This window comes from Lentzea roselyniae, from assembly GCF_039537795.1.
GTDB lineage: Bacteria > Actinomycetota > Actinomycetes > Mycobacteriales > Pseudonocardiaceae > Lentzea > Lentzea atacamensis.
Map to the genome: position 1 here is coordinate 201,552 of NZ_BAABBE010000010.1, position 26,253 is coordinate 227,804.

Annotated in this window: 34 protein-coding genes and 1 pseudogene; 15 read left to right on the forward strand and 20 right to left on the reverse strand. The window is 69.2% G+C overall.

Annotated elements, in window-relative coordinates; translation table 11 throughout:
• Positions 1–4 precede the first annotated feature (4 nt).
• On the forward strand, positions 5–670 hold the full coding sequence (locus ABFX45_RS20060; RefSeq protein WP_346131630.1) for an HAD family hydrolase: 666 nt from the start codon (positions 5–7) through the stop codon (positions 668–670).
• Here ABFX45_RS20060 and ABFX45_RS20065 read toward each other — a convergent pair.
• The gene (locus ABFX45_RS20065; protein WP_112225151.1) at positions 645–1,517 is read right to left on the reverse strand and encodes a pentapeptide repeat-containing protein; all 873 of its coding nucleotides are present in this window, start codon (positions 1,515–1,517) and stop codon (positions 645–647) included. The two genes, ABFX45_RS20060 and ABFX45_RS20065, sit on opposite strands and share 26 nt — an antisense overlap.
• Positions 1,518–1,570: 53 nt before the next feature.
• Between ABFX45_RS20065 and ABFX45_RS20070 the strand changes: the two genes are divergently transcribed.
• Both ABFX45_RS20070 and ABFX45_RS20075 read left to right on the forward strand, forming a co-directional pair.
• The gene (locus ABFX45_RS20070) at positions 1,571–2,137 is read left to right on the forward strand and encodes a TetR/AcrR family transcriptional regulator (protein ID WP_109636995.1); all 567 of its coding nucleotides are present in this window, start codon (positions 1,571–1,573) and stop codon (positions 2,135–2,137) included.
• Positions 2,138–2,205: 68 nt separating this feature from the next.
• Complete coding sequence (locus ABFX45_RS20075; RefSeq protein WP_346131631.1) at positions 2,206–3,627, forward strand: carboxylesterase/lipase family protein; 1,422 nt, start codon at positions 2,206–2,208, stop codon at positions 3,625–3,627.
• On the opposite strand, the gene ABFX45_RS20080 is transcribed toward ABFX45_RS20075, so the two are convergent.
• On the reverse strand, positions 3,624–4,145 hold the full coding sequence (locus ABFX45_RS20080) for a hypothetical protein (protein WP_346131632.1): 522 nt from the start codon (positions 4,143–4,145) through the stop codon (positions 3,624–3,626). The genes ABFX45_RS20075 and ABFX45_RS20080 overlap by 4 nt on opposite strands.
• A gap of 105 nt (positions 4,146–4,250) precedes the next feature.
• On the opposite strand from ABFX45_RS20080, the gene ABFX45_RS20085 reads away from it, so the two are divergent.
• From ABFX45_RS20085 to ABFX45_RS20095, 3 genes are read left to right on the forward strand one after another with little or no spacing between them, the layout of a single operon-like run.
• Positions 4,251–4,619 (forward strand): hypothetical protein, encoded by a 369-nt coding sequence (locus ABFX45_RS20085; protein ID WP_346131633.1) that lies wholly within the window; start codon positions 4,251–4,253, stop codon positions 4,617–4,619.
• Between the two features lie 54 nt (positions 4,620–4,673).
• Entirely contained in the window at positions 4,674–5,216 is a 543-nt protein-coding gene (locus tag ABFX45_RS20090) for a DsbA family protein (RefSeq protein WP_346131634.1), read from the forward strand.
• Entirely contained in the window at positions 5,213–5,749 is a 537-nt protein-coding gene (locus ABFX45_RS20095; protein WP_109637000.1) for a vitamin K epoxide reductase family protein, read from the forward strand. Before ABFX45_RS20090 ends, ABFX45_RS20095 begins: the two co-directional genes overlap by 4 nt.
• Positions 5,750–5,761: 12 nt before the next feature.
• Here ABFX45_RS20095 and ABFX45_RS20100 read toward each other — a convergent pair whose 3' ends face one another.
• From ABFX45_RS20100 to ABFX45_RS20110, 3 genes are read right to left on the reverse strand one after another with little or no spacing between them, the layout of a single operon-like run.
• Entirely contained in the window at positions 5,762–6,379 is a 618-nt protein-coding gene (locus tag ABFX45_RS20100) for a cation diffusion facilitator family transporter (RefSeq protein WP_346131635.1), read from the reverse strand.
• Positions 6,372–6,689 carry a Cd(II)/Pb(II)-sensing metalloregulatory transcriptional regulator CmtR gene (gene cmtR / locus ABFX45_RS20105; protein ID WP_346131636.1) on the reverse strand — a complete coding sequence of 106 codons (318 nt, stop codon included), beginning with the start codon at positions 6,687–6,689 and terminating at the stop codon, positions 6,372–6,374. Before cmtR ends, ABFX45_RS20100 begins: the two co-directional genes overlap by 8 nt.
• A gap of 8 nt (positions 6,690–6,697) precedes the next feature.
• A complete protein-coding gene (locus tag ABFX45_RS20110) occupies positions 6,698–7,546 on the reverse strand; it encodes a helix-turn-helix transcriptional regulator (RefSeq protein WP_346131637.1) in 849 nt (282 codons plus the stop codon).
• 86 nt (positions 7,547–7,632) lie between these two features.
• Here ABFX45_RS20110 and ABFX45_RS20115 point away from each other — a divergent pair, with 86 nt between their 5' ends.
• On the forward strand, positions 7,633–8,415 hold the full coding sequence (locus ABFX45_RS20115) for an SDR family NAD(P)-dependent oxidoreductase (RefSeq protein ID WP_109637004.1): 783 nt from the start codon (positions 7,633–7,635) through the stop codon (positions 8,413–8,415).
• A 5-nt stretch (positions 8,416–8,420) separates the two neighbouring features.
• On the opposite strand, the gene ABFX45_RS20120 is transcribed toward ABFX45_RS20115, so the two are convergent.
• Together ABFX45_RS20120 and ABFX45_RS20125 are read right to left on the reverse strand one after the other, a co-directional pair.
• Positions 8,421–8,960: an HAD family hydrolase gene (locus tag ABFX45_RS20120; protein WP_109637005.1), complete on the reverse strand. Its 540-nt coding sequence runs from the start codon at positions 8,958–8,960 to the stop codon at positions 8,421–8,423.
• Positions 8,957–9,694: a DeoR/GlpR family DNA-binding transcription regulator gene (locus tag ABFX45_RS20125; protein WP_233439556.1), complete on the reverse strand. Its 738-nt coding sequence runs from the start codon at positions 9,692–9,694 to the stop codon at positions 8,957–8,959. Before ABFX45_RS20125 ends, ABFX45_RS20120 begins: the two co-directional genes overlap by 4 nt.
• Positions 9,695–9,767: 73 nt before the next feature.
• Between ABFX45_RS20125 and ABFX45_RS20130 the strand changes: the two genes are divergently transcribed.
• The 6 genes from ABFX45_RS20130 (at position 9,768) to ABFX45_RS20155 (ending at position 13,524) form a co-directional block, all read left to right on the forward strand.
• Entirely contained in the window at positions 9,768–10,925 is a 1,158-nt protein-coding gene (locus ABFX45_RS20130) for an MFS transporter (protein WP_233439557.1), read from the forward strand.
• A gap of 11 nt (positions 10,926–10,936) precedes the next feature.
• Positions 10,937–11,608, forward strand: a complete 672-nt coding sequence (locus tag ABFX45_RS20135) for an RraA family protein (protein ID WP_346131638.1) — start codon at positions 10,937–10,939, stop codon at positions 11,606–11,608.
• A 4-nt stretch (positions 11,609–11,612) separates the two neighbouring features.
• Positions 11,613–12,194 (forward strand): TIGR03086 family metal-binding protein, encoded by a 582-nt coding sequence (locus tag ABFX45_RS20140; RefSeq protein WP_109637008.1) that lies wholly within the window; start codon positions 11,613–11,615, stop codon positions 12,192–12,194.
• A 48-nt stretch (positions 12,195–12,242) separates the two neighbouring features.
• Positions 12,243–12,641 (forward strand): VOC family protein, encoded by a 399-nt coding sequence (locus tag ABFX45_RS20145; protein WP_109637009.1) that lies wholly within the window; start codon positions 12,243–12,245, stop codon positions 12,639–12,641.
• 5 nt (positions 12,642–12,646) lie between these two features.
• A complete protein-coding gene (locus ABFX45_RS20150) occupies positions 12,647–13,063 on the forward strand; it encodes a YciI family protein (protein WP_109637115.1) in 417 nt (138 codons plus the stop codon).
• A gap of 209 nt (positions 13,064–13,272) precedes the next feature.
• Positions 13,273–13,524 (forward strand): DUF4333 domain-containing protein, encoded by a 252-nt coding sequence (locus tag ABFX45_RS20155; protein WP_170154956.1) that lies wholly within the window; start codon positions 13,273–13,275, stop codon positions 13,522–13,524.
• A 74-nt stretch (positions 13,525–13,598) separates the two neighbouring features.
• On the opposite strand, the gene ABFX45_RS20160 is transcribed toward ABFX45_RS20155, so the two are convergent.
• The 3 genes and pseudogenes from ABFX45_RS20160 to ABFX45_RS20170 all read right to left on the reverse strand — a co-directional run bounded on the left by ABFX45_RS20160 (position 13,599) and on the right by ABFX45_RS20170 (position 18,100).
• Positions 13,599–16,757, reverse strand: a complete 3,159-nt coding sequence (locus ABFX45_RS20160) for a S8 family serine peptidase (protein ID WP_346131639.1) — start codon at positions 16,755–16,757, stop codon at positions 13,599–13,601.
• A 97-nt stretch (positions 16,758–16,854) separates the two neighbouring features.
• A pseudogene (locus tag ABFX45_RS20165) lies at positions 16,855–17,537 on the reverse strand (aspartate/glutamate racemase family protein).
• An 8-nt stretch (positions 17,538–17,545) separates the two neighbouring features.
• Complete coding sequence (locus ABFX45_RS20170; protein ID WP_346131640.1) at positions 17,546–18,100, reverse strand: TIGR03086 family metal-binding protein; 555 nt, start codon at positions 18,098–18,100, stop codon at positions 17,546–17,548.
• A 65-nt stretch (positions 18,101–18,165) separates the two neighbouring features.
• Between ABFX45_RS20170 and ABFX45_RS20175 the strand changes: the two genes are divergently transcribed.
• A complete protein-coding gene (locus ABFX45_RS20175; RefSeq protein ID WP_109637014.1) occupies positions 18,166–18,939 on the forward strand; it encodes a helix-turn-helix domain-containing protein in 774 nt (257 codons plus the stop codon).
• Here the strand turns inward: ABFX45_RS20175 and ABFX45_RS20180 are convergent.
• Complete coding sequence (locus tag ABFX45_RS20180; protein ID WP_109637015.1) at positions 18,932–19,369, reverse strand: VOC family protein; 438 nt, start codon at positions 19,367–19,369, stop codon at positions 18,932–18,934. The genes ABFX45_RS20175 and ABFX45_RS20180 overlap by 8 nt on opposite strands.
• Positions 19,370–19,502: 133 nt before the next feature.
• On the opposite strand from ABFX45_RS20180, the gene ABFX45_RS20185 reads away from it, so the two are divergent.
• Positions 19,503–20,093, forward strand: a complete 591-nt coding sequence (locus ABFX45_RS20185) for a LysE family translocator (RefSeq protein ID WP_109637117.1) — start codon at positions 19,503–19,505, stop codon at positions 20,091–20,093.
• Here the strand turns inward: ABFX45_RS20185 and ABFX45_RS20190 are convergent.
• From ABFX45_RS20190 to ABFX45_RS20230, 9 genes are all read right to left on the reverse strand, one after another.
• A complete protein-coding gene (locus ABFX45_RS20190) occupies positions 20,090–21,340 on the reverse strand; it encodes an RNA polymerase sigma factor (protein ID WP_346131641.1) in 1,251 nt (416 codons plus the stop codon). The genes ABFX45_RS20185 and ABFX45_RS20190 overlap by 4 nt on opposite strands.
• 7 nt (positions 21,341–21,347) lie before the next feature.
• Positions 21,348–21,578 carry a YciI family protein gene (locus tag ABFX45_RS20195; protein ID WP_109637019.1) on the reverse strand — a complete coding sequence of 77 codons (231 nt, stop codon included), beginning with the start codon at positions 21,576–21,578 and terminating at the stop codon, positions 21,348–21,350.
• A gap of 67 nt (positions 21,579–21,645) precedes the next feature.
• Entirely contained in the window at positions 21,646–22,431 is a 786-nt protein-coding gene (locus tag ABFX45_RS20200) for an HAD family hydrolase (protein WP_346131642.1), read from the reverse strand.
• A 4-nt stretch (positions 22,432–22,435) separates the two neighbouring features.
• Entirely contained in the window at positions 22,436–23,275 is an 840-nt protein-coding gene (locus tag ABFX45_RS20205; protein WP_109637020.1) for an NAD(P)H-binding protein, read from the reverse strand.
• Positions 23,272–23,928, reverse strand: coding sequence for a TetR/AcrR family transcriptional regulator C-terminal domain-containing protein (locus tag ABFX45_RS20210; protein WP_346131643.1), 657 nt, complete (start codon positions 23,926–23,928; stop codon positions 23,272–23,274). Before ABFX45_RS20210 ends, ABFX45_RS20205 begins: the two co-directional genes overlap by 4 nt.
• Positions 23,929–24,092: 164 nt before the next feature.
• Positions 24,093–24,293, reverse strand: a complete 201-nt coding sequence (locus tag ABFX45_RS20215) for a hypothetical protein (RefSeq protein WP_346131644.1) — start codon at positions 24,291–24,293, stop codon at positions 24,093–24,095.
• Between the two features lie 79 nt (positions 24,294–24,372).
• On the reverse strand, positions 24,373–24,885 hold the full coding sequence (locus ABFX45_RS20220) for a YflT domain-containing protein (protein WP_109637023.1): 513 nt from the start codon (positions 24,883–24,885) through the stop codon (positions 24,373–24,375).
• Between the two features lie 39 nt (positions 24,886–24,924).
• Positions 24,925–25,701, reverse strand: a complete 777-nt coding sequence (locus tag ABFX45_RS20225) for an arylamine N-acetyltransferase family protein (RefSeq protein ID WP_346131645.1) — start codon at positions 25,699–25,701, stop codon at positions 24,925–24,927.
• Between the two features lie 18 nt (positions 25,702–25,719).
• A complete protein-coding gene (locus tag ABFX45_RS20230; RefSeq protein ID WP_346131646.1) occupies positions 25,720–26,250 on the reverse strand; it encodes a GNAT family N-acetyltransferase in 531 nt (176 codons plus the stop codon).
• Positions 26,251–26,253 lie beyond the last annotated feature (3 nt).

Consider the following 26,253-nt stretch of genomic DNA (forward strand, 5'->3'; position numbering starts at 1 on the left):
GCGCATGATCGACGTTCTCGGAAACGGATCCGCACCGCGACTCGTCGTGTTCGACCTCGACGGAACCCTGTATCCGAAGGAGGCGTACGTGGAACAGGTCCTCGCGGTGATCGGCCGGATGTTCGTCGAGCTGCAGGGCACTTCCGCCGCCCACGCGGACGCGAAGACGGCCGAGCTGCGGGAGGCGATGCGGACGAACTGGTCGGGCACGTCGACGACGTCGTTCGTGCGGGCCAACGGTTTCGACGTCGCACAGTGGCTGGAGTACCGGGAAGCGCATCTGTCCATTGCGGACGGCCTGGAGCGGGACGAGAACCTGGTGCGGGAGCTGGCGCGGCTGCGTGAGGTGGTGCCGATCGTGCTGCTCACCAACAACACGAGGAGTTCGGCGACGGCCATCCTGGACAAGATCGGTCTGGGGGCCGGCGGCTTCACGCAGGTGTTCAGCTCCGAGGACTCCGGGGACACGCCGAAGCCCGATCCCGGTGCGTTCCGGGTGGTGCTCGACCGGTGCGGGGTGCCCGCCGCGCGGACGTGGAGCGTCGGTGACCGGGTGGACATCGACATCGAGCCGTTGCGCCGGCTCGGTGGCGCCGGAATCGCGGTCGACGGGCCCGCTGATCTGGCGGCGGCCGTCGATCACCTCATCGGGCTGGCGCGTCAGGGGTGATGGTGCCGTCCGGGGCGACGTGGAAGCCCGGGATTTCCAGCACCGCTTTGAGGTTCGTGAGTTTCGCACCGAGGAACCAGCGCGTGTCGCTGGAGCGGACGCCGTCGAACAGGGCGTCGTCCTCGAAGACCACTCCGGTGAACCGGCTGGTCCCTCGAAAGCTCACGTCGACGAACCTCGCCACACCGGCGAAGCGGGCGTCGGTGAAGCGCGCGATGCCGATGAAGGTGGCGCCCTCGCAGTTGAGGCCGCCGGGGAAGACGCACTGGCGGGCGTTGAAGTCGACCAGCGTGGCACCACTGAGGTCGAGCGTGACCTGCCAGGGGTCCGGTCCGCGCAGGTTGCCGGTGAGGATCTTGCCCGCGGCCCGGCGGACGTGCAGTTCCTGTTCAGCTTCGAGGTCCTCGGCCTGGTGGTACGGCATGCGCAGGTACGCGGCGATGACGTCGGCGACGACCTGGCGCTGGTGGTGGTACTCCTGGGCGAGGCGTTCCAGGGCGTAGAGGCCCGCGACGCGCACCTGGGCCAGCGGTGAGCCGAGGTGCTCGGTGGCTTTGACGTAGAGGTCGGTGAGGCGGCGCTCGTCGGCGTCACGGGTCGTGTGGACGGCGATGACCTCCTGGTGCCACTGCCGCCGCACGGCCAGGAACAGCACGACGCTGCCGCCGCCCGCCAGTCCGACGGTGAAGCCGGTCTTGATCGCTTCCATCCGCCGTCCCGGGTCCGCACCCGCCTCCAGCAGCAGCCAGACGAGCACCGCTGCCGTCAGCACGACGACCAGGACCGCGCACACCACGATCACCCATCGGCGCAACGGCCGTAACTCCACCTGCTGCCTGGTGCTCATGGAAGTTGATTTTGACTTGCCCAGCGTTTGCTCAGCTGTGCTAATTTTTGCTCATGCGAGCAAAGTCGGTCACGGAGCAGGCCCGCCGGGCGCAGATCGTGCGGGCGGCCATCGCCACGATCGCGGAGCTGGACTACGCGGAGACGTCGTTCAAGGCGATCGCGACGCGCGCGGGCCTGAGCAGCACCGGGCTGATCTCGTACCACTTCCGCAACAAGCAGGAGCTCGTGGACGTGGTGTTCGCGGACATCCTGGAGCGGTTCCAAGGGTTCGTGACCGAGCGGATGGGCCAGTCCACCGCTCGCGGTGAGCTGGAGGCGTTCCTCCGGGCCAACGTGGCGTTCCTCCGTGAGCACCGCGACGACATGCTCGCGTTCCTGCGCATCAGGGCGCACGCGGCGGTGACCGACGGGGGCATCGCCGACTCCGATCACGTGGCGCTCGCCGCCCTCCTCAGGCAGGGGCAGGAGGCCGGTGAGTTCCGCGCGTTCGACCCGGACGTGATGGCGGTGTTCATCCTCGCGATGCGCAACGGCGTCGTGCTGCGGTCCGGGGCACTCGATCTCGACGTCTGCGAACGGGAGCTGGTCGCGGCCGTCGAGCTGGCAACAGGGGGTTAGTCATCTTGCGTCGGGGGATTGTGGTGGCCGCCTTGCTCTTGGTGAGCGCGTGCGGAAAGGGGGATGCGGTGCCGTCGAACGTCGTTGCGACCGACACCGGACAGGTCAGGGGCGAGCAGCGCGACGGGCACCTGGTGTTCCAGGGGGTTCCGTACGCGGCCAAGCCCGAGCGGTGGAAGCCGCCGGCTCGGGCCGCCGCGTGGAGCGGGGTGCGGGACGCGCTCAAACCCGGAAGTCCGTGCCCGCAGGTCGGATCCAGCTATTCCGAGGCCAAGAGCACCGACGAGGACTGCCTGTTCGCGAACGTCACCACGCCTTCGGTGACGGGTTCCAGACCCGTGCTGGTGTGGGTGCACGGCGACGGCGCGGTGGGGGCCGGGCACTACTTCAACGCGGAACGTCTTGCGCGGCAAGGAGATGTCGTCGTCGTGACGTTCAACTACCGGATGGGGGTGTTCGGCGGCTTCGGGCTGCCGGGGCTCGAGCACTCCGGCGAGTTCGGGCTGCTCGACCAGCGGGCCGCGCTGGAGTGGGTGCAGCGCAACATCGCGGCGTTCGGCGGGGATCCGGGCAACGTGACGCTCTTCGGGGTGTCGTTCGGCGCGACGACCGTCGGCGCTCACCTCATCGGGCAGCGGCCGTTGTTCCACAAGGCCGTCATGCACAGCTCGTTCACGCTGGTGGACGTGCCGAAGGGCACCTGGTACCCGGACCTGGAGGCGTTGCCGTCGCTCGTGTGGCGGCCGGTCCCGGAGATCCAGGAGATCGGCACGATGATCACGCGCGAGCTGGGGTGCGCGGACGTCGAGTGCCTGCGGCAGCTGCCGGTCGAGAAGCTGCTGGAGCACCCGCAGATCATGAACATCTTTCAGCCGGTGGGGTACGGCGGTTCGTTGCTGCCCAAGCTGCCCGGGGAGTCGTTGGAGGCGGGTGAGTTCTCGTCCGTGCCGATGCTCGTCGGTGCGACGCGGGACGAGCACAACAGCTTCGTCGGCTTGTTCCGGCAGGGACCGATGTCAGCCGAGGACTACTCGCGGCTGGTGCGGGAGGCATTCCCCGACCGCGCTGTCGAGATCGAGCGTGAGTACCCGGTCAGTGCCTACGCGTCACCGAAGCAGGCGTGGGCCAGGGTGCTGACCGACCGCGTGTGGGCGCGGGCGACGTTCCGGCAGAACACGTTGTACGCCAAGAAGGCGCCGGTGTACGCGTTCGAGTTCGCTGATCGTGGGGCGTCCACGAACCCGGAGTTCCCGGCGGAGCTGCACGGTGCGAACCACTCGTCCGACATCGACTACCTGTTCCCGGACGCCGACTTCGACAAGGACCGCGGGTTGTCCGACCACATGATCAAGGCGTGGACGGACTTCGCCAGGAACGGAACGCCGGGCTGGCCGAAGTTCTCCGAGGGCCAGTACGTGCAGTCACTGGCTCCGGGAGCGATCGGGCGCGTCGACTACGCGGCCGAGCACAAGCTGGCGTTCTGGAACTAGGTCGCGCGGCGGCTGATCATGGCTTCGGCGAACTCGCGCACGTCCACCACCTGGTCCCGGGTGAGTCGCCGGACGGCCCAGACGATCTCACCGAGACCGGGCACCGGGGCGCCCACCGGCGTGATTCCGGTCAGCGTCGCCAGCACGTCGGCCGGAATGTCCAGCAACGGCGCCAGGTCACCGAGCAGATCGGGCGTCAGCTCCTTGCGCCCGGCGCCGACCATGGCGTAGCTGGAAGCCGCCCAGTACCGGCGGCCCTCCGTGATGTCGCAGACCGCTTTGGCGACCAGGGTCTGGTAGAGGTTCCGGTTGGAGAGCAACCGCATGACGAGGGCGCCAGGCCCCTCGCTGGCCAAATAGAGGTCGAACGATATCGGCATCTGTGCGGGCTTCGTGCGTTCGTGCTGCGGCAACGAGTCCGCGAACGCACGAACCTCCGCGCGCTGTTCCGCCGACAGCTGCAGAGCGGCCTGGACGATGTGCGGAACCCCCGAGGCGGCATGGCGATCGAGCGGCATGAGGTCCTCCGGGACATGGTGCCCGTCGAGGACCAATCGGTCTGATTCGTGCAGTTTCTCCCCCACGCGATCCAGCGTAGGCGGCAGATCGCTACCCTGGATCACGTGTCCGGCACCCGCAGCTCGCGAACTCGCGCGTACCTCGCGCGGATGTTCGCAGTGCTCGCACTGGTGGCCGGAGTCGCGATGATGCAGGGCACCCCGTGTGAGACGGAGTTCGCCTGGACCGCGCAGTGCCCCACGTCGAGCACCCACGCGGTCGTCCACTCCGATCAGACCGACGACACCGGCCTGATCGAGGGCATTCTCGTCGCCGGTGCCTGCCTGGTGGTGGCACTGGCGGTGCTGATCGGCTTCGCCGTGCTGCGGCGCGCCGGTTCGGTGCAGGCGCGGCTGGTACCACTGCCCGTGTGGTCTCGTCCTTCACGTCGGCTGGAAGTGCGGCTGACGCAGCTCTGCGTGCTGCGCAACTAGACCGATCCCGGTCTGGAGCCCGTCCTTTTCCGCCTTCGTGGAGGTCTTTTCGTCATGTCCAAGAACGCTCGCCTGTCCCTGATCATCGTCGCCGTCGTGGCCGTGGTGATCGCCGGTTTCATCTTCTTCAGCCGCAACACCAACACCACCGCGGCACCGCAGTCCGCCGACGGCAAGGTGACCGTGGTCGAGTACCTCGACCTCGAGTGCCCGTCCTGCCGCGCCGCCCACCCCGGAGTGCAGAAGCTCAAGGCCGAGTACGGCGAGCGCGTGTCGTTCGACGTGCGGCACTTCCCGATTCCCAGCCACCGCAACGCCGAGCTCGCGGCCGTCGCGGTCGAGGCGGCGGGTGCGCAGGGCAAGCGCGATGACATGTTCAAGCTGATGTTCGACGCGCAGCAGGAGTGGGGCGTGGCCGCGTTCGAGAAGGCGCTCGGCGACTCGGCGCTGCGGGAGCGGGTGCTCGCCCAGCGTGCGGAGGGCAGCAAGGCCGGAGTGCAGGGCACGCCGACGTTCTTCATCAACGGCACCAAGTTCAGCGGCGCGCCGAGCTACGAGAACCTGAAGACCGCGATCGACCAGGAGCTCTCCAGGTGAACCGAGTGGTCGCGTGGGTGCTCGCGGTCGGCGGGTTCGTCGGCCTGGTCGCCTCGTCCGTGCTGACGATCGAGAAGATCGCGCTGCTCAAGGACCCGTTCTACGTGCCGACGTGCAGCATCAACCCGGTGCTGAGCTGTGGCTCGATCATGAAGACGCCGCAGGCCGAGCTGTTCGGGTTTCCCAACCCGTTGCTCGGCATCGCGGGGTTCGCGGTGGTGATGACGCTGGGTGTCGTGCTGCTGGCGGGCGTCGCGTTGCCGTCGTGGATCTGGATCGGGCTGCAGGTCGGCGCGACGTTCGGCGTGCTGTTCGTGCACTGGCTGATCTGGCAGAGCCTGTACGAGATCGGGGCGCTGTGCCCGTACTGCATGGTCGTGTGGGCGGTGACGATCCCGATCTTCTGGTACACGACGCTGCGCAACATCCGGCCGTCCTTCCAGTACCACAGCGTCGTGCTGATCCTGTGGTACCTGGTGATCGCGGCCGGAGTGCTGCAGGCGTTCTGGTTCTACTGGTCGTCGTTGTTCTGACAGCAGTGGGTTCTAACAGCAGTGGTCGCCGCGCCAGGCCTCCCGGCCCTCCTTGACCGCCACCGCGGCGATCACGAGTGCTGCCAGCGGATCGGCCCACCACCAGCCGAACAGGCTGTTGACGCCGAGCCCGACGAGCAGCACGGCGGACAGGTAGGTGCACAGCAGCGTCTGCTTCGAGTCGGCCACGGCGCTCGCGGACCCGAGTTCGCGGCCGGCTCGGCGCTGCGCGTAGCTCAGGCCCGGCATGACCAGCAACGAGACCGCCGCCAGCACGATGCCGACGGTGGAGTGCTCGGCGCGTTCCTGGGAGATCAGTGCGGTGACCGACTCGAAGGTCACGTAGGCGGCGAGCGCGAAGAACGACACCGCGATCACCTTGAGCGCGGTGCGTTCGCGCGCTTCGGGGTCCTTGCCGGAGAACTGCCAGGCGACCGCCGCGGCCGACGCCACCTCGATGATCGAGTCGAGACCGAAGCCGATCAGCGCGGTGGAGGACGCGATGGTCCCCGCCGTGAGCGCGATGATCGCTTCGACGACGTTGTAGGTGATCGTGGCGGCGACGAGCCACTGGACGCGCTTGGTCAGCGTCGTCTTGCGGGCCGTCGGCTGGCAGCAGGCGTCACTCATCGACGCACTCCACCTGCGGGTCGACCGCGAGGACGACGTCGGCGAGTTCGGTGAGGGCGCGGGTGAGACGCTGGTCCGCGAGCTCGTAGCGGACCTGGCGGCCCTGGTAGGCGGCGACGACGAGGCCGCAGCCACGCAGGCAGGACAGGTGGTTGGAGACGTTCGGCCTGGTCAGGCCCAGTTTCTCCGCGAGCTGGGCCGGGTAGCCGTGGCCGTCGAGCAACGCCACGAGGATGCGGCATCGCGTCGGGTCGGCCAGCGCCTTGCCCAGCCTGGACAGTGCGGTTTCTCGGGTCTCACAGGTCAGCACTCGCTGAACTATACAGCTCCAGATGTCGCCTTGGGACCCAGCACGTTCAGCAGGGCCAGTGCCTCGGCTGCGGGCGATCCCACCGGCGCGCTGTAGAGGACGAGGTGCTGGTCGCGGTCCGTGAGGGCGAGCGAGTCGCAGTCGACGGTGACCTCCCCGACGACCGGGTGGCGGAAGGTCTTGGTGAGCGTGGGCGCTGCCTGCACGTCGTGCCGCTCCCAGAGCCGGGCGAAGTCCGGGCTGGCGTGGAGTTCGCCGACGAGGCCGGTCACCGCGGGATCCGCCGGGTAGCGGGCGAGGGTGACGCGGAGCTGCGTGACGACGTGGTGCCGGAACTCGACGGCGTCGGAGATCCCGTACAGCGGCGCGTCAGGCGGGGCAGGCCCGAGGAACGCCCGGCGCGCGAGGTTGCGGTCCTCGGGGGCGAGCTCGGCGAAGTCCTCCATGAGCGCGGCCGCGAGGTCGTTCCACGCGAGCACCTCGAACACGGCGGAGGTCACGAACCCCGCTGTCAGCGGCAGCCGTTCGAGCAGCGCGAGGATGCTCGGGCGGACGTCGCGCCGCAACGTCCTGGCACGGGTCGGCGCGGCGCCCGCGAGGACGTGGAGGTGGTCGGACTCGGCGTCGGTGAGCCTCAGCGCGCCCGCGATCCCGGCGAGGACGTCGCCGGACGGCCACGGCGCCCTGCCCTGCTCGAGCCGCACGTAGTACTCGGTGGAGATGTGCGCGAGGACCGCGACCTCCTCGCGACGCAGACCCGGTGTGCGGCGCCGCGGTCCGGACGGCAGACCGACGTCCTGCGGCCGGAGCCGCTCGCGACGGCTGCGGAGGAACGCGCCGAGCTCCTGCTTGCTCATACCCCGAGTCTTCCCGTCGCACGGCGGCGGATCCTGGTACAGCCTGTGCCTGCCTCCGGGCATCGGGCCGCGCTGACATTGTCGTCATGACCAACGACATCCACATCGCACCCGTCGGCCTGCTCACCGGCAAGGTCGTCCTCGTCACCGGCGCCAGCCGCGGCATCGGAGCGGCCGCGGCCAGGCTCTTCGCCGCCGAGGGTGCCGCCGTCGTGCTCGCCTCCCGCGGCACCGACGCCCTCGACCTCATCGTCACCGAGATCCGCGCCGGTGGAGGCGTCGCCGACGCCGTCGCGCTGGACCTCGCCGACCGTGCGAGCATCCGTGCGGCGGTCGACCGGGTCGAGGAGCTGCACGGGCGGCTCGACGGCGCCTTCAACAACGGCGCGACGATCCAGCAGCCCGGCCCGCTGGACACCACGAGTGACGAGGACATCGACCAGCAGTTCGCCGTGAACTTCCGCTCGCACTGGACCGCCATGACCGCGGAAGCGGCGCTCATGCGACGCAACGGCGGCGGGGCGATCGTCAACACTTCGAGCATCGGCAGCCGCCGCGCGAACCCCGCCCTGCCCGCGTACGGCGCCATGAAGCGCGCGCTCAACAGCATCACCGAAACCGCGGCCGTGACCTGGGCCGGTCAGGGCATCCGGGTCAACGGCATCACCCCCGGCGGCACCGCCACGGAGATGATCGACGCGTGGGAGGCGGCGTCTCCCGGCATCGTCGAGCGCATCACCGCGACGAGCCCGCTGGGCCGCATGGCAGAGCCGCGCGAGGTGGCCGAAGTCGCCGCGTGGCTGCTCAGCGACCGCGCGTCGATGGTGACCGGCGCGATCGTGCCGGTCGACGGCGGCGCCGGGGCCTGAGCACGTCAGACGACGCCGAGCCGGTCCCTGAGCCCGGCGATCCCGGTGAAGTGGTGGCCGCGCATCCCGATCTCGCGCGCGGCCTCGACGTTCTCCAGCCTGTCGTCGACGAAGAGGATGTCGCCGCCGCCGAGCGCGTCGCGGCACCACTCGAAGGCCGCGCGTTCCGGCTTCGCGTGGCCGATGCGGCACGAGAAACCCCGCACCTCGAACAGGTCCAGCCACGCGTGGGTGCGTTCGAAGTTCCGGGCGTGGTCTTCCGGGATGTTGGACAGCAGCGCGATTCGCCGGCCCGCGTCGTGCAGGTCGTGGAGCAGGGCGACCATCTCGTGGTCGACGCGGCTCCAGCTGGTCACGTCCTGCTCGACGAGCGGTGGGTGGCCGACGAGCGCCCAGTACTCCTCGGCCGTCACGTCGCCGCGGTCGTAGGCGGGCCGGTGCGCCCAGTACGCGTCCCAGAACGACGGCGACGTGCTCATCGAGGCCATGACCTCGGGCGACTGGTCGCGCGCGATCACACCGAACATGTCGAACAGCACGATCACGCCGTCACCACCGTCACGCCGGCGGCCGCCAGGTCCTCGTCGCCATCCGCGTCGGTGACCACAGCGTCCAAAGAGGACGCGGGAGCCACGAACGCCAGCGCGGTGCGCGACAGCTTCGAAGCGTCGACGGCCGCGATCACCCGCCGCGCGGAGGAGATGGCGGCGCGTTTCACCGATGCGTCCTCCAGGTCGAAGGCGGTGAGTCCTTGAGCCGCGGAAAGCCCGCAGCAGCCGATCACCGCGGTGTCGAAGCGCAGTGCGGAGAGGGAGGCGAGCGTCAGGGGCCCGGTCAGCGCCAGCTCGCCGGGGCGAGGGCGGCCACCGGGCACGAGCAGGGTGAGCGAAGTGCTGGAGGACAGGGCGTTCACCGCGTGCAGTGAGAGAGGCATGACGGTGATGCGGCGGTCGTGCAGCAGGCGCGCGACCTCCAGGCACGTGGTGCCGCTGTCCAGCACGACCGACTCGCCGTCCGCGACCATGCCCGCGACAGTGGCGGCGATGCGGCGCTTGGCCGCCATGTTCTCGTCGGTGCGCAGGGCGAACGGGGGTTCGGAGCCGCGCAGCAGGAGGCTGCGGGCGCCGCCGCGGAAGCGTTCGAGGACGCCCTGGGCGGCGAGGACCTCCAGGTCGCGGCGGATGGTCATCTCGGACGCGCCGGTGAGCGCAGCCAGGTCGGCCACCCCCAGCGAGCCGGCGTCGCGGACGGCCTCGGTGATCTGCTTCAAACGGGACACGGCGTGATTGAACATCAGCCGTGTTCGAAACTCAATCTTTCGAACACGGCACACGTTCGTTAGCGTGGAGCAAGTGAACGCTCTCAAGGCCGCGCGGGTGGCCACCTTCACGTACTTCGCGCTCAACGGGTTCCTGCTCGGGCTGTGGCTCGTGCACATCCCGACGGTCGAGCAGCGCACCGGCATCGACCACGCCGAGCTTGGCCGGTTGCTGCTGTTGCTCGGGCTGGGCGCGTTCGTTGGCATGCGGATCGGTGGCAAGGTCACGGACCGGGCGGGCGTGAAGCTGGTCGTGCCGATCGCGGGTGTGGTGTGCAGCGTGACCGCTTTGACGCCGGGTCTGGCCGTTGACCAGTGGACGCTCGGTGCGGCGCTTCTCGTCTTCGGCATCGGCAACGGGCTGATGGACGTCAGCATGAACGCCCACGCCGTGGTGGTGGAACGGCACTACCAGCGGCCGGTGATGTCGGCGTTCCACGCGACGTGGTCGCTCGGTGGTGTGGCGGCGGCGTTGACCGGAGCGCGCACACTCAGCTGGGAACTCTCCCCCGCCACCACGCTCGGAGCAGCAGCCGCGCTCGGTGTCGTGGTGAGCCTTGTGACCGCGAGGGCGCTGCTCAACGAGAAGGAAGAGCAGCACGCTCAGCCCACCGGCAAGCGCAGGGTGCCGCGCCGGATCTGGATCATGGCGGTGCTGGCGGGGTTCGTGATGCTGAGCGAGGGCGCGGCGAACGACTGGAGCGTGCTGCACCTGCAGGACGTCCTCGGCGCCTCACCGGAGATCGCGGCACTGGCCTACGGCGCGTTCGCGACGACGATGACGACCGGGCGGCTGCTCGCCGACCGGATCGCCGCCAGGATCGGGCCGGTCGCGGTGCTGCGCTGGGGCTCGGCGATCGGGGCGGCGGGCATCGCGACGGCGGCACTCTCGCCGTGGATCTGGCTGGCGCTCCTCGGCTGGGCGATCGCGGGAGCGGGCCTGTCAGGCACGGTGCCGCAGCTGTTCAGCGCGGCCGGCCACGCGGAGGCCGGTGCGGCGGCGGCGAACGTGTCGCGGGTGGCCGGGCTCGGTTACCTCGGTGTGCTGGCGGGACCCGCGGTGATCGGGTGGATGACGCACTTCGTGCCGCTCAACATCGCGTTCCTGCTGCCGGTGGCCATCTGCGTGGTCGCGGCGTTCTCCGCGGGCGTGTTGCGGACCGATTCGGCTCAGGAGCGCGTGGCGGCGTAAGACTGTGCGACATGGACCTCGCCGAACTGGATCTCACCACCGCACACGTCGCCGACGCCTGCATCCGGGCGGACATCCCGGTCCGCACGGCCACCCTGACGCCGGTCATCCCCGGCACCAGGACGTCCGGCCGCGTCCTGCCCGCCCGGCACGCGGGCAGCGTCGACATCTTCCTGGAGGCCATCGAACGCAGCCGCCCCGGCGACGTGCTCGTCGTCGACAACGACGGCCGCACCGACGAGTCCTGCGTGGGCGACCTGATCGTGCTCGAAGCGCGCGCCGCCGGGCTGGCCGGCGTGGTGATCTGGGGCCTGCACCGCGACACCCAGGACATCCGCGCGATAGGCCTGCCGGTGTTCAGCCTCGGCGCCAACCCCACCGGCCCGTTGAGCCTGCGCGACCGTGCACCCGAGGCTCTCTCGACGGCGGAGGTCGGCCAGTGGACCGTCACGTCCGACGACGTGGTGTTCGGTGACGACGACGGCGTCCTGTTCGTGCCCGGCTCCGAGGTCGAAGCCGTCCTCGCCAAGGCGGCGAGCATCCGCGACGTCGAACGAGCGCAGGCCGAGCGGGTGCGGCAGGGCGAGTCCCTGCGCAGCCAGCTCCAGTTCTCCGAATACCTGGCGAGCGGACTGACGTTCCGCGAGCATCTGCGCAAGATCGGCGGCGCAGTCGAGGAGTGAGGCCATGATCCCCGAGACATCGATTTCGGACAGGTACCGGGCTCGTGCGGACGCCTTCGAGGCGAAGGTCGCTCACGTGCGTGCGGACCAGTGGGACAACCCGTCGCCGTGCGCGAAGTGGACCGCGCGTGGGGTGGTGGACCACGTCATCGAGATGCACGGCGTGATGCTGGGCGTGGCGATCCCACGAACCGACGACCCGCTGACGGACTTCCGCGAGGCCCGGCGCCAGATCGAAGAGGCGTTGTCGTCGGACCGTGCCCGCAGCGAGGTCTCCACACCCCTCGGCCCGATGACCCTGGAAGACCACATCGACCGCGTCGTGAGCGACGACCTCGTGCTGCACGGCTGGGACCTCGCTCGCGCCACCGGCCAGGACGAGACGATCCCGCCGGCCGACGTGGAACGCCTGTGGGCCACGGCAACCGCGGTGCCTCCCGAGCTGATGGAACGCTTCCGCACGCCCGGCGCGTTCGGCCCCGGCATCGAGGTCTACGGCGAGGAGGTCGCGGTGCCCGACGACGCTCCGCTGCAGGACCGGCTGCTCGGGTATGTGGGCAGAGACCCCATGTCGAAAAGTTCCTGAGCACTTCGACGGACCGCTGTAAGGCAGCCGCTGAGAGGAACTTCGGACATGGACTGGACGCTGGAAGTCATCGTCGTGCCGGTATCGGATCTCGACCGGGCGAAGCACTTCTACGCCGAGCAGCTCGGCTTCACCGTCGACCACGACACGACGTTCGACGAGAACACCCGCATCATGCAGCTCACCCCACCCGGCTCGGCCTGCTCGATCGTCATGGGCAAGGGCATCGTGAAGGGCGAACCGGGCGCGCTGAAGGGCGTGCAGCTCGTCGTCTCCGACCTGGAGAAGGCCCGCGCACAGCTGGTCGAGCGCGGCGTCGAGGTGGGCGAGATCGTGCGCATGAACGAACAGGACGGTGGGTCGTTCATCTTCTTCGACGACCCGGACGGCAACAGCTGGGCCGTGCAGGAGATCAAGGCCCGCGCGACCGGTGGGGAGTGGAAGTGAAGTACATGCTGGTCAGCTACGGCGGCAACCAGGAGGACTGGGAGGGCCTGGCCGCGTGGTCCGACGAGGACATGCACCGCATGATCGCCTACATGCGCGATCTGGACGCCGAGCTGCGCGCCTCCGGTGAGTTGCTGCAGTCCGAGGGCCTGAGCGGCCCGGCGCGCGCGTTCGTGGTGCGCGGAGGCGACGGCGGCGGTGCGCCGATCGTGGTCGACGGGCCCTTCGCGGAGTCCAAGGAGGTCATCGCCGGGTACTGGGTGGTGGACGTCGCCAGCCGCGAGCGGGTGCTGGAGATCGCGGCGAAGTGCTCGGCCTGTCCTGGGCCGGGCGGGTCGATCCTGAACCAGCCGATCGAGGTGCATCCGATCATGGAGGCGCCGGACGTGGATTCGGAGACTTTGGCGCCGTATCGGCAGTAGCGGTGAGGGGCCGGGCGGACCCGGCCCCTCACGCCGTTTGCGAGAGGTGCCGTAACAGGACTGTCCGCGGAGCCGATCTCGCCCACATGCACTCTCGCCGCGTGGTGCTCTGCATCGGCTTGGCGCTCGGGGCCGCTTCTGCGGCTTGTTCTTCTCCCACTCCGGGGACAGCTGTGCCCGCGCCGCACACGGTCACTGTGGTCTCAACGGTGACGGTGACATCGACGGTGCCCGCGTTGAGGCGAGTGTTCCAGCCGGACGCTGTCGCGCGTGGCGTGGTTCAAGTCCTCAAAGAGGAGTACAAGATCTCCGATATCGGCGACGCGACGTGTCCTGATGGTCAGGTTGTCGAGCCGGGGAACTCGTTCTCCTGCATGGTTCAGGTCAGCGGCAAGTGGAGGTCCGTCAAGATCGTGGTCAAGTCCGTCGACGGCGAGTACGAAGTTGGTCAGCCGCGGTGACCTGAGCAGGTTCGCGCCCGCCTCGTGACGGCCGTCGTGGGTGAGGGGCCGGGCGGACCCGGCCCCTCACGCCGTCACTTCAGGTCGTACGCACGGATGATCGTCTGCTCGACGGATCCGTTCGCGTCACTGGCCTTCGCCTTCAGCGACACCGACTTGGCGTTCTTCGGGTGCAACACCGCAGCACGCCACTGGTCGCGCACCTTGAACACCAGCGCCTGCTGCCAGGTCTTGCCCTCGTCGTAGGACACCTGGATCTGCGGCGTCCTGATTCCAGCCGAAGACGAGGAACCGTTGCGTTCCACCGTCACCGGGATCGTGAACGCACGACCCGCAGATGCCCGGTTCTGGTCGTCCAGCTCCGGCGCGAACCGCACCGCCAGCAGCGGCACCGCCTTGTACTCCTCGCCCGCGACGTGCTCGGACGTGAACGTCCAGTCGGTGACGATCCTCGACGACTGCGAGTCGCGGGTGGCCTCGACGTGCGCCCGGTAGGTCTTCTTCTCCGCCGGCACGCCCTGGATGTAGGCGTAGCCCGCGTAGGCCTGGTCGGAGATGACCTTGCCGTCGAGGGTCACGACGGTCCTGCCGACGTGCGTGCCGCCGCCGACGGTGCCGATCGCGCTGAACATCGGCACGTCGAGACGCAGCTGGTTGCCCAGGCGTCCGGCGAACCGGACGTGGCGCGGGTCGTTCGGCACGGCGGGGCCGTACACGGCGCTGTTCCAGTGCTTGGTGACGGTGCGGCCGAGCTTGTACACCTGTGGCACGGCCGTGTACTGGTAGCCGTGGCCGGGGTACTCGCCGAGCTTGGCGAACTCGGTCACGGAGCCGAGCCACTCGACGTCCGGCGTGTAGAACTCCTTGAGCCGCAACGGAAGCGGACCGGAGGCGCCGTTGTCGCGCTGGCCGATCGAGCCCGGCACGCGGGCGTGGATCACCGAGTCGACCTTGGCCAGTTCGCTGTCCTTCACCGTGCGCTGGACGTTCTCCGGCACGCGGCCGTTCTCGGAGATCCGCACGTTGTACTGGTACGGGCTGCCGTCGAAGTAGCCGTTGCCGTCCGGCTTGGCCATGACCGTCTGCGCGTAGAAGCTGAACTTGGGCCACGACGTCTTCGACGGGCGGATGAAGAAGCCTTCGAAGCGGCCGATGATCCAGGTCGTGCCGGTCAGGCCCCAGTTGGCCTGCATGGCGAAGCCCAGCTCGGCGCTCGACGACGCGGCTTCCTTCTGCTCCACCGTGATGGACGGCTGGTTCGCCTGCCGCGCGTCGAACACCAGGTCGGTGTCGCCCGTGACCTCGATCGCCGGCTCGATCATCGCGGTGCTCGAGCCGCGCTTCGTCGGGTCGGGGTCGCGGGTGTAGACCGAGCCGTCGAAGAAGAACGTCCCCTTGGGCAGGCGCTGGACGATCGTGCCCGACGGGTCGAACCGGAGGTACGCCTGGGGGTTGTTGACGTCGACGAACCGGTAGGTGTAGTCCGGCGTCGGATTGCCGTTGCGGTCGAGGAACGTCAGCTTCACGTCGTAGCTCTCGACCTCCTTCACCACACCCACCGGTACGCGCGTGCCATCAGAAGCCAGGATCACGGCGCCGTAGATCGCGTCCGGAACGGAAGCACGCGTGTCCGCGGTGACGACGGCGTCCGCCGAGCCACCGGCCGGGATCGTCAGCTTCGACGGCGACACGCTGAACAGGCCGGAAGCAGCGGGCTTCACCTCGGCCACGCTGAGGTCGAGCGTCACGGCCGCGTTGCCGTTGTTGCGGTAGGTCAGCTTCTGCGTGATCGGCTTGTCGTCGTCGTGCGGCCACCGGGCGATGCCCAGCGAGTGGCTGCCGGCGGACGTCGTGACCCCAGCGGACACCGCGCGGCCCACGTCGAGACGTCCGGCGCCCTGCTCGTAGATGGTCAACGACGGGTTGGGCTTCGCCGTGTTCATCAGCGCCGCCTTGATGTCCTCGGCCTTCCACGCCGGGTGCTGGGCGGCGAGGATCGCCGCCGCGCCCGCCACGTGCGGCGTGGCCATCGACGTGCCGGACAACGCCACGTGCGCGTCACCGACAGGCGTGCCGATCTGGCCGTTCTTCGCCTTGGCCGCCACGATCTCCACGCCCGGCGCCGTGATGTCGGGCTTGACCGCGTTGTTCACCCAGCGCGGGCCGCGCGAGGAGAACTCGGCGAGCTTGTCGTCACGGTCCACCGCGCCGACGGTGAGGGCCGCGTCGGCGGCCGCGGGTGAACCCACCACGCCACCGGAGTTGCCGGCGGCGACCACGAACAGTGCGCCGGTCTGCGCGGTGATCCGGTTGAGCGCCAGCGACATCGGGTCGGTGCCCTCTTCCGGCCACGGGCTGCCGAGGCTCATGTTGACGACCTTGGCCTTGGTGGCGGCCCACTCCATGCCGGCGATGATGTCGCTCTCACGGCCGCCGCCGTGGTCACCGAGCACCTTGCCGTTGACGATCTTCGCGTCGGGCGCGATGCCCTTGTACGTGCCGTCACCGGTCACGGTCGCGGCGACGTGCGTGCCGTGGCCGGAGCGGTCGTCGGTGGTGTCGCTGTCGCTGAAGTTCTTCGACTCGACGACGGCGCCTGCGAGGTCCGGATGCGTCTCGTCGACACCGGTGTCGAGCACCGCGACCGTCACGCCGGACCCGGTGAAGCCCTTCTCCCACGCCCGGGGCGCACCGACCTGCGCGGCGCTGCGGTCCAGCGACGCGGTGACCAAGCCGTCGAGCCAGATCCGTCCGGTTCCCGCCGCCCGGGCACCGGACCAGAACCCGCCGTTCTTCTCGACCGTCACGGCGTGCGCGCCGATGCTCGGCAACGACTCCGCGTTGGCCGCGCTGATCCCCTGCCCCTGCACGATCAGCGGAATGGTCTTGCTGGAGGCGTCGTCGTAGCCGGATCTGGCCAGCAGCGAGACGTCGAACAGCCGCTCGTCGAGCTCCCCGGAGTTCAACCCGGCCTGGGCGTCCGAGGGAACGACGTGGAGGTCGCCCCGCGGATCCTTGAACGTCCGGAACGCGATGTTCTGCCTGCCCCTGCCCGCGCGAGGCTGAACCTTGCCGTTGGTGACGACGACCTCGTCACCGGTGACGAGCGTGACCTTGGTGGTCAGCCCGTCCGCACGCACCTCTGGTTGTTGCGGTGCCGCCGAAACAGGAACGGCTGCCGTGGCGGCAACCACGACAGCCGTCAGCCCTGCGGCGAGATGTGATCGTTTCAACGCGAACTCCCCTGGTTCACTGTGGAGGTTGATTAGCCCTCAGTGACTAAGACAGCTCGCAGCGTGGCCGCGTTGCGGCGTGGATCACATCACATATTCACAGAATGGCCCGCTCAACGGCCGCCTCGACGTGCAGGCGAGTGGTCGGGAACACCGGAAGCGGCACGTCGGCCTGGGTGATCAGCAGCTCGATCTCGGTGCAGCCGAGGATGATCCCCTCCGCCCCCTCGAACCGTGAGATCACGTCCTGATACGCCCGCCTGGACTCGTCCCGGACGATGCCGACGCACAGCTCGTCGTAGATGATCCGGTGCACGGTCGCACGGTCCTCTGTGGACGGGAGCAGGACGCGCAACCGTGCGACTCCAGGCGTTCGCGGTAGAACGGCTGGTCCATCGTGAACCCGGTGCCGAGCAGGCCGACCGTGGTCAGCCCGGCGTTCTTGATCGCGGCGGCGGTGGTGTCGCCGAGGTGGATCATCGGGATGTCGACGGCGGCCTGCACCTGGTCGAACACCTTGTGCATGGTGTTGGTGCACAGCAGCAGGAAGTCCGCACCGCCCGCCTGTACGCTCGCCGCCGCTTCGGCGAGCGCCTTGCCGGCGTCGTCCCACCTGCCCTCGACCTGCATGCGTTCGATCTCGGCGAAGTCCACGGAGTGCAGCACGACTTTCGCGGAGTGCAGGCCGCCGAGGCGTTCCCGCACGATCGTGTTCGCGAGGCGGTAGTACTCCGCGCTGCTCTCCCAGCTCATCCCGCCGAGCATCCCGATGGTCATCATGCCGCCAGTCAAGCACTCCAGCGCGGGTTGCGGCCGGTGTCGGCCAGGACCCGCTCGAACGGTGAGGCGTCGGCCGGTGCCTCGACGGGCGCCTTGAACACGTTCCACTCCTGGGCCATCGGCCCCATCTGGGCGACGAGGCCCGCGACCTCGGCGAGCACCTCGGTGTCGGGCTCGAAGCGCTGTCCGGTCGCCTGCGCGAGGTCCGAGGCGTGGATGGTCAGGTCGAGCAACGCAAGCCCGCCCACGGTCTGTGCGGGCATGTTCATGCTGCCGGCGATGCCCTCGTCCGCTCCGGGCTGCCCCCACGCCTCGACGAGCTTCGCCGTCTCGGCGGGGAACTGCGCGCGCCAGTCCGGATAGGACGGGGTGTGGCTGAAGTCGGCGTCCTGCTTGACGGCGAGCTTCTGGAACTCGACGACGACGTGCAGCAGGTGGTCGAGCAGGGCGCGGACGTCGTAGTCAGCGCGCGGGGTGGGCTTGGTCAGGTCGTCGTCACCGATGTTCGCGATGACGGGCAGTGCGTGGTCACGGGCACGATCGAGCAGAACGCTGAGCTTCATGGCTCGACGCTATTTCCGCGCGGTTCGGCGTTCTTGAAAAAACGCGCCAACCTAGGATCACTGGCGTGCAGGGGCCGCGCCGGGACACCAGGGGAATCGTGGACGCGCGTGAGCTGTTCGCCCGCGTGCGGTTCCGGCGTCGTCTGCCCTGTGCCGAGCTGCAGCCGTACCTGGAGCACTACTGGCTGATCGACGGTTCGCTCGACACGCCTTACACCTCGCACGTGGTGCCGCATCCGTCCGTGAACCTCGTCTTCGAACACGGGTACGCGCACCCGGAGATCGCCGGTGTCGGGCTCGGGCTCTTCAGCCGGACGCTGCACGGCCGGGTTGCCGTCGCGGGAGTGCAGTTCCGGCCCGGCGGGTTCCGGCCGTTCCGCGCCGAGCCGGTGTCGCACTGGACCGGCCGGCACGTGCGGCTCACCGACGTTCCCGCGGAGCTGGTGCTGGGCGAGGAGGACGAGGACGGGCGGGTCGCCGCACTCGATCGGTTCCTGCTGAGGATGGGGCCACACGAGGATCCGCAGGCGACGCTGGCGATGGACCTGGTCCAGCAGATCCGTGACGACCGGGAGATCCGGCGGGTCGCGGACTTCGCGCGCGCCGAGGGTGTGGCGGTGCGGACGATGCAACGGCTGTTCGCGGACCACGTCGGGGTGAGCCCGAAGTGGGTCATCCTGCGCTACCGCATCCACGAGGCGCTGGAACGCGCCGAGTCCGAGGTGGAGTGGGCGCGGTTGGCCGCTGATCTCGGTTACAGCGACCAGGCCCACCTCGTGCGCGACTTCACCCAGACCGTCGGCGTCTCCCCCACGGCGTACGCGCGGGCGCTCAGCTGAAGAACTCGCTCAGCTCGACGAGGATCCCCTCGGGGCCGCGGACGTAGCAGGTCCGCAGGATGTCCTGGTACGTCTCGACGTTGCGCACCAGCTCGGCGCCGTGCGGCCGGAGGCGGGCGAGGGTGTCGTCGAGGTCGTCCACGACGAAGGCGATGTGCCGCAGGCCGACGGCGTGAATCGGGGCGTGCGAGCTGCCGTCGATGCTCTGCGGCGCCTGGAACTCGCTGAACTCGATCCGGTACCGGTCGTCCGGGGTGCGTAGCATCGCGATCTGGCTGCGGGAGCCGTCGAGCCCGATGACGCCGTCGACGAACGGGCCCTCCATGTGCATCTTTCCTTCGAGCTCCAGGCCGAGCTCCTCGAAGAACGCGACCGCGGCCGCGAGATCGGTGACGGTGATGCCGACGTGGTGCATGGCCTTGACTGCCATTCGGTGTGCCTCCTCGGTTGCTTGTACCCCTGGGACGGAGCCGCTCCTGGCACCTCGACATCCGAAGTGGTCCATTTTGAGAAACAAGATTTGGCTCTGCTTTCTGGACCGCTTGAGCGGCACAGTGATCGACATGAGTCTCGCATTCCTGATCACGACCTTGATCGCGGTCGCCACACCCGGCACCGGTGTGCTGTACACGTTGTCCGCCGGTCTGGCCCACGGCCGGCGCGCGAGCGTGATCGCCGCGTTCGGCTGCACGCTGGGAATCGTGCCGCAGGTGGTCGCCACTGTCACCGGGCTGGCCGCGCTGCTGCACGCGAGCGCGCTGGCGTTCGAGATCGTGAAGTACCTCGGGGTCGCGTACCTGGTGTTCCTGGCGTGGAGCACGTTGCGGGACAAGAGCGAGCTCGTGGTCTCCGCCGACGCGCCGCGGGCGTCGGCGACGAAGATCATCGTCAACGCCGTGCTGCTCAACGTGCTGAACCCCAAGCTGACGATCTTCTTCGTGGCGTTCCTGCCGCAGTTCGCCACCACACCGGCGCAGATGGTGCAGCTGAGCGCGGTGTTCATGGCGATGACGTTCGCGGGCTTCGTCGTGTACGGGCTCTTCGCCGCGTCGATGCGCGACCAGGTCCTGTCCCGGCCGCGGGTGATGGTGTGGCTGCGGCGGTGCTTCGCCGCCTCGTTCGCGGCGCTCGGCGTGAAGCTCGCCCTCACCTAGTCGCAGGCGGCGGCCCGTTCGAGCAGCAGCGTCTTCTCGCGTTCGTTGCGGGTGAGCGAGGCGGCCTTCTCGAACTCGGCCTTCGCCTCTTTCAACCGGCCGAGCTTGACCAGGAAGTCGCCGCGGACGCTGGGCAGCAGGTGGTAGCCCTGCAACGCCTTCTCGCCGGCGATCTCGTCCACCAGGGCGAGACCGTCGGCGGGACCGAAGGCCATCGACAACGCCACCGCGCGGTTGAGCTCGACGATCGGTGACGGCGAGATCCTCGCGAGCACCTGGTAGAGCGAGGCGATGCGCTGCCAGTCGGTGTCCTCGGCCTTGCGCGCGCGGGCGTGACACGCGGCTAGAGCGGCCTGCACGTAGTAGGGGCCGGGCGGCTGGTTGAGCCCCTCGGCCCGTTCGAGGGCCTTGAGACCGCGGCCGATGAGCAGCCAGTCCCACTTGCTGCGGTCCTGGTCGAGCAGCAGCACGGGCTCACCACCGGGGCCGGTGCGGGCCTTGGCGCGGGAGGCCTGGATCTCCATCAGCGCGACCAGGCCGTGGACCTCGGCTTCCTTCGGTGCCAGTTCGGCGAGCACGCGGCCGAGCCGCAGCGCCTCCGCGCAGAGTTCGGGGCGCATCCAGTGGTCGCCCTGGGTGGCGGAGTAGCCCTCGTTGAAGATCAGGTAGATCACCTCGAGGACGGACGCGAGCCGCGTCGCCAGTTCGGGGCCTTCGGGGACCTCGAACGGCACACCGGCGTCGGCCAGGGCCTTCTTGGCGCGGACGATGCGCTGGGCCACGGTCGAGTCGCTGACCAGGAACGCGCGGGCGATCTCCTCGGTCTTGAGGCCGCCCAGCATCTTCAACGTCAGCGCCACCCGCGCCTCGGTGCCCAGCACGGGGTGGCAGGCGGTGAAGATGAGGCTCAGCAGGTCGTCGCCGATCTCGTCCTCGATGCCCTCGCTGGCGTCCGGCGTGACCTCCTGGACCTCGCGCCCGATCTCCTCGACCTTGCGGTTGAAGTTCTCCCGCCGCCGGATCTGGTCGATCGCGCGCCGCTTGGCCGTGGTCATGAGCCACGCGCCCGGGTTTTTCGGCACGCCTTCGGCCGGCCACTGCTCCAGCGCCGCGACCAGGGCGTCCTGGGCCATCTCCTCGGCGAGGCCCACGTCGCGCACGTACCGGGCGAGCGCCGCGATGACCTTCGCCGACTCCATCCGCCAGACCGCGTCGATGGTGCGGTGCACCGAGGTGGTAGCCCCCATGGGGGCATCAGACCACAGGCAACTCCCGTATTTCCACGACGCACGCCGGAAGGGGGATGCGCCGGACGCGTTCCACGGCCTCCTCCCAGCTCCTGACGTCGATGAGCCAGTACCCGGACACCCCGAACGCGTGGGGCACCAGGTCGCCCGCGTCGAGCAGGACGCCCGCGCGCAGCAGGGTGTCGGTGTGCAGCGCCGCCAACGGTTTCGGGCTCCTGACGAACACCATGAACCGCACCGGACCTCCTCGTTCTCTCTCCCCTTGCAGAGACGTCGAACGGGAGGTGCCGAAATCGACCGGGTGATCAGCGGCTGAACAGATCTTCGAGTGCGACGGCCACGCCGTCCTCCTCGTTGGTGAGCGTGCGACGGTCCGCGGCGGCGAGCACGGCCTCGTGTGCGTTGGCCATGGCGTACCCGAGGCCGGCCCAGCGCAGGATCGACAGGTCGTTGGGCATGTCGCCGAACGCCACGACGTCAGCGGCGTCGATGCCCCGCTCGGCGCACAGAGCGGCCAGCGCAGCGGCCTTGCCCACGCCGAGCGCGCTGACCTCCAGCAGGCCGTGGCCGCCGGAGTGGGTGAACTGCGCTTCGCCGCCGGCGACGGTTTCGGCCGCGGCGACCATGAAGTCCGCGCTGTGTTCGGCCGAGTGCGCCAGCAGCTTCACGAACGGCACCGCCCACAGGTCGTCGAGCACCGCGACCGGCTGCTCGGCGGCGGCGTCCTCGGGCATGCGCAGCACGTAGGACGGCTCGTACCTGACGTGGTGGCCGGTCTCGACGCCGAAACCGACCGACGGCACCGCCTCCCGCAGCGTGGCCGCCACCTTGCGGGCGGCGGCCACCGCCAGCGGACGGGAGCTGACGACCTGCCGTTCGCCGATGTCGTAGACGATCGCGCCGTTGCTGCAGATCGCCGTGCCCACCAGACCTGTCGTGAGGGCGTCGACGAACCGCGGCGGCCGTGCCGTCACGAACACGACCTCGGCGCCCGACTCGGTGGCGGTGCGCAACGCGTCGAGCGTGCGGCGCGAGACGGTCCGGTCGTCGCGCAGCAGCGTGCCGTCGAGGTCGGTCGCGATCAGCTTCACCCGGTCATTCTGCGGTGAAGTCGGCGACGTGATCACGCGCCCACTGCGCGAACGTCCGGTACGGCTTGCCGGTCACCGCCTCGAAGTCCTGCGACACCACGAACTCGTAGTCGCTGAAGTCGTCCGGCTCGCCACCCTCGTAGCCGCCGAGCCCGAGGATGTAGCGGGCGATCTCCTCCTCCCAGCCGACGCTCATGTAGTAGGCGAGCGCCTCCTCTGCCGTGACGTCGACGAACCGCAGCTCGCGGCCGAGCGCCTCGCCGAGTGCCGCCGCCATGTCCCGCTGGGTGAGCTGCGGTGGGCCGGACAGGTTGTAGGCCTTGCCCGCGTGGCCGTCCTCCAGCAGGGCCTTGACCGCCACCTCGGCGATGTCGGCCTCGTGGATCGGCTGGCCGAACGCGTCCGGGTCGGGGTGCACGATCGTGCCGTCCGTGCGGATCGAGGGGCCCCACAGATCGATCTTGTTGGTCGCGAACTCGCCGGGCCGCAGGTGGGTCCACTCGAGGCCGGACGCCTCGACGGCCTGCTCGACCGGCAGGTGGTGGCTGGTGTCGTAGCCGTAGGTCACCGCACCCGACGACAGCGTCACGATCCTGCGCACGCCTGCCTTCACCGCGCGGTCGACCACTTCCTGCGCGGTCGGCGGGTGCACGAACAGGTAGAGCTTGTCCACGCCGTCGAACGGGAGGCTGTCCGGGTCGTCGAGGTCGGCTTTCACCACCTCCACGCCGTCCGGGAAGTTCGCCTTGGCGGGATTGCGCGTCACCGCCCGCACGTGGCCCGTCAGTCCTCGCACCACCAACCGGCCGACGTGGCCCGTCGCGCCGGTCACCAGGATCGTCATCGCATGCCCCCTTCGATTCCGTCCAGCAGCTTCTCCAGCCCGTAGTCGAACGATTTCCGCACGCTGTCCGCGAGCGTGCCCTCGATGTCGTAGGCGCCGGCGTTCCACAGGCTCGTCATGGTCGGGTAGCGCTCGACGTCGAAGTAGTCGTCCCAGAACAGTTGTCGCGAGCCCCACCACGAGTCACCGGACTCGCCGGTCACGACCTCCAGCTGCCGATCGTCCACTTCGGACGCGGCCGCGCCGTGGACGAACCCCTCGACCGCCACGTGCGCGATGGTCACCTGCCGCGGCTCCAGACCGGAGTCGGCCAGCGCCGCGAGCACGAACTCCTGGCCGTCCATCAGCCCCGGCCCGAGCGGCGGGCGCACCATCGACACGTCACGCATCCACGGGTGTGCCTGGTAGACCGCGCGTGTGCGGTCGGCGTAGTGCTTGATGCGTTCACGCCACGTGCCGTCGGGCGTGAGATCGCGTTCCTGCAGCACGGTGTCGGCCATCAGGTCGATGAGCTCGGCCTTGCCGGGCACGTGCGTGTAGAGCGACATCGTGCCGACCGACAGTTCCTGTGCGACGCGGGCCATCGACATCGCGCCGAGCCCTTCGCGGTCGGCCACCGCGATCGCCGCGGCGACGATCTGGTCGACGCTCACCTTCGGCTTCCTGCCGACCGCTTTCGGCTCCGGCGGCGTGCGCCAGTCACTCGACGTACCAGGTGACTCGCACGCTGCCCGGCGCCCTGTCGCGCAGCTCAGCGCACACCACATACGGCACAAAAACGCCCGTGTGCCGGCACATCCGCTCAGCAACGAGCGGGCTAGCCGGGGTGAAGCCCCGAGACGTGAGGTGTGCGCGCATCACCTCGCCGGGTGCGGGCCAGCGCCACGCACCACACCAGCGTCGGAAGGACGGCCAACATCGAGACGTCGCCCCAGGCGGTGATGATCACCGCCGCGACCACCGGCACCGTCCGCCACCAGTGCGTCGTCACCAGCTCGCGCACACTTCCCCCAGTCACGGGGGCAAGTATGCAGAAACGCCGCCCCTGGAAGGGACGGCGTTTCCTCTCCTCTTGAACCGGCAGGTCCGTCAGCGGCTCATGACCGCCAGGCCAGGGTGGTCAGCATTTCCTTGCCGCGCTCGGCGTTGCGCGGGTGGCTCAGGACGTCGTAGCGGCCCGCCACCAGCTGCGTGGTCGACGCGAAGTCGCGGCGGCCGCGCTGGGCCGAGTAGCGGATCGCGGCACCGGCCAGACCGAAGACGGTACCGACGACCAGACCCGTGACGATCGGGGCGAGAGCGCCGCCGGTCGAGAACAGACCCAGCAGCAGACCGACGAACAGACCGAACCAGGCACCCGACGCGGCACCCGCGCCGAGGACGCGGCCCCAGGTCAGGCGACCGGTGACGCGTTCGACGATCATCGGCTCGACGCCGACGATCGTGACGTCGGCGACCGGGAAGTCGTTGTCAGCCAGGTGGTCGACAGCTCGCTGCGCCTCTTCGTAGGTCGCGTAGGAACCGATCGGCCAGCCCGTGGGCGGGGTGGGCAGAGCGTTGACGCCTGCGGCGTTGGTGGCTCCTGCGGTGAACGGAGTCGCGGTGGTCATGTGCAACACCTCCGATATGCGATCCCCTTATGTTCAGTACTACGAACGCGCACCCACCGGTGTTCCCGGAATTGCGCCGATGTGACTCAGCTCCCTCTCGGTAAGCGAGATGTCCAGCGATTCCAGCGTTTCCGCGAGGTTTTCAACCTGAGAATTCTCAGGTTCCGCTCCCGCGTGTTCAATCGTGAGCGTGGAGCCGACCAGACGGCGGCTCAGACCCGGTGCGAGCCGCATGACGACCAGCTGGCGGCTGAACGGCGACCGCTCGTGCGTGGCGACGTAGTAGTTGGCCATCGTGTAGTCGATGGGCTGCTGCTCGACGTCGTCCTCGAACGCGTGCTGCAGCTGCCAGCCGTCCGCTGACTGCTTCTCCAGCACCCAGCGCCGGCCGACGCGCCGCAACCGGTGCGGCCACCCGGCCTGGTCCACTACCGCGCCGTCGACCAGCGGCATCGGGTGCAGCATCCCGGCGCCGAAGCCGACGTCGACGAGGTGGTTGTCCACGATCGACATGAAGTGCGTGCGCGGCCCGGTCATCACCCGGCTCATCCGCCGCGCGACCGTGTACCCGAGACGTTCCAGCACCGCGGTGAACAGCAGCTGGTGTTCGTAGCAGTAGCCGCCGCGGCGACGGCCCACGAGCTTGGCCTGGATGTCGGCCAGGTCCAATGACGGCACGCGACCGAGCATCACGTCGATGTTCTCGAACGGGATGGCGCGTACGTGCGCCTCATGCAATTCCTTCAGAGAACTCGACGAAGACGCTCCCGTGCGTGCGAAGTACGCGTCCAGATCGACCAGATCGGTCTGCCACATGTTCGTTCCCCCTAACGTTCACCAATTCGAACGGTTCTTGGCCGCCAGCCATTCCTCCCTGGTCAACGCGTACTCGACCTCACCGTGCTCACTACCGGTCAGCGGTTCGTCCCAGTCGAGGTGGAACGTGCGCACGTGCCGCAGCCCGCACTTCTCCATCACGCGGCGCGATCCGGCGTTGACGAACATCGTGGTGGCGACGACCCGCTGCACCCCGCCGGTCGTGAAACCGCGCTCGATCAGGGCTTTCCCGCCCTCGGTGGCGTACCCGAGACCCCAGAACCCGCGGTGCAGCCGGTAGCCGAGCTCGGCCGTGCCGTCGCCGGTCTCCAGGAACTCGAACCAGCCGACGAACCGGCCGCTGGACTTCTCGATCGCCGCGCGGAAGCAGTCGTCGGCGAGCACGTCCTCCGGCTTGTCCTGGTCGAGGAACCGCATCACCTCGGGATCGCCGTGCAGCCTCCGCAGTTCCGGCAGGTCGTCGGGCACCAGCGGGCGCAGCGTCAGGCGTTCGGTCTCCACAACCGAGATCCTGACGCCGCTGTCCATCCG

Excerpts from the sequence above, each read along its gene's own strand:
- ABFX45_RS20060 (WP_346131630.1), top strand. The coding sequence starts at position 5 with ATGATCGACGTTCTCGGAAACGGATCCGCACCGCGACTCGTCGTGTTC.
- ABFX45_RS20065 (WP_112225151.1), bottom strand. The coding sequence starts at position 1,517 with ATGAGCACCAGGCAGCAGGTGGAGTTACGGCCGTTGCGCCGATGGGTG.
- ABFX45_RS20070 (WP_109636995.1), top strand. The coding sequence starts at position 1,571 with ATGCGAGCAAAGTCGGTCACGGAGCAGGCCCGCCGGGCGCAGATCGTG.
- ABFX45_RS20080 (WP_346131632.1), bottom strand. The coding sequence starts at position 4,145 with ATGCCGCTCGATCGCCATGCCGCCTCGGGGGTTCCGCACATCGTCCAG.
- ABFX45_RS20090 (WP_346131634.1), top strand. The coding sequence starts at position 4,674 with ATGTCCAAGAACGCTCGCCTGTCCCTGATCATCGTCGCCGTCGTGGCC.
- ABFX45_RS20100 (WP_346131635.1), bottom strand. The coding sequence starts at position 6,379 with ATGAGTGACGCCTGCTGCCAGCCGACGGCCCGCAAGACGACGCTGACC.
- ABFX45_RS20110 (WP_346131637.1), bottom strand. The coding sequence starts at position 7,546 with ATGAGCAAGCAGGAGCTCGGCGCGTTCCTCCGCAGCCGTCGCGAGCGG.
- ABFX45_RS20115 (WP_109637004.1), top strand. The coding sequence starts at position 7,633 with ATGACCAACGACATCCACATCGCACCCGTCGGCCTGCTCACCGGCAAG.
- ABFX45_RS20135 (WP_346131638.1), top strand. The coding sequence starts at position 10,937 with ATGGACCTCGCCGAACTGGATCTCACCACCGCACACGTCGCCGACGCC.
- ABFX45_RS20140 (WP_109637008.1), top strand. The coding sequence starts at position 11,613 with ATGATCCCCGAGACATCGATTTCGGACAGGTACCGGGCTCGTGCGGAC.
- ABFX45_RS20145 (WP_109637009.1), top strand. The coding sequence starts at position 12,243 with ATGGACTGGACGCTGGAAGTCATCGTCGTGCCGGTATCGGATCTCGAC.
- ABFX45_RS20150 (WP_109637115.1), top strand. The coding sequence starts at position 12,647 with ATGCTGGTCAGCTACGGCGGCAACCAGGAGGACTGGGAGGGCCTGGCC.
- ABFX45_RS20170 (WP_346131640.1), bottom strand. The coding sequence starts at position 18,100 with ATGAAGCTCAGCGTTCTGCTCGATCGTGCCCGTGACCACGCACTGCCC.
- ABFX45_RS20180 (WP_109637015.1), bottom strand. The coding sequence starts at position 19,369 with ATGGCAGTCAAGGCCATGCACCACGTCGGCATCACCGTCACCGATCTC.
- ABFX45_RS20185 (WP_109637117.1), top strand. The coding sequence starts at position 19,503 with ATGAGTCTCGCATTCCTGATCACGACCTTGATCGCGGTCGCCACACCC.
- ABFX45_RS20190 (WP_346131641.1), bottom strand. The coding sequence starts at position 21,340 with ATGGGGGCTACCACCTCGGTGCACCGCACCATCGACGCGGTCTGGCGG.
- ABFX45_RS20205 (WP_109637020.1), bottom strand. The coding sequence starts at position 23,275 with ATGACGATCCTGGTGACCGGCGCGACGGGCCACGTCGGCCGGTTGGTG.
- ABFX45_RS20220 (WP_109637023.1), bottom strand. The coding sequence starts at position 24,885 with ATGACCACCGCGACTCCGTTCACCGCAGGAGCCACCAACGCCGCAGGC.
- ABFX45_RS20225 (WP_346131645.1), bottom strand. The coding sequence starts at position 25,701 with ATGTGGCAGACCGATCTGGTCGATCTGGACGCGTACTTCGCACGCACG.
- ABFX45_RS20230 (WP_346131646.1), bottom strand. The coding sequence starts at position 26,250 with ATGGACAGCGGCGTCAGGATCTCGGTTGTGGAGACCGAACGCCTGACG.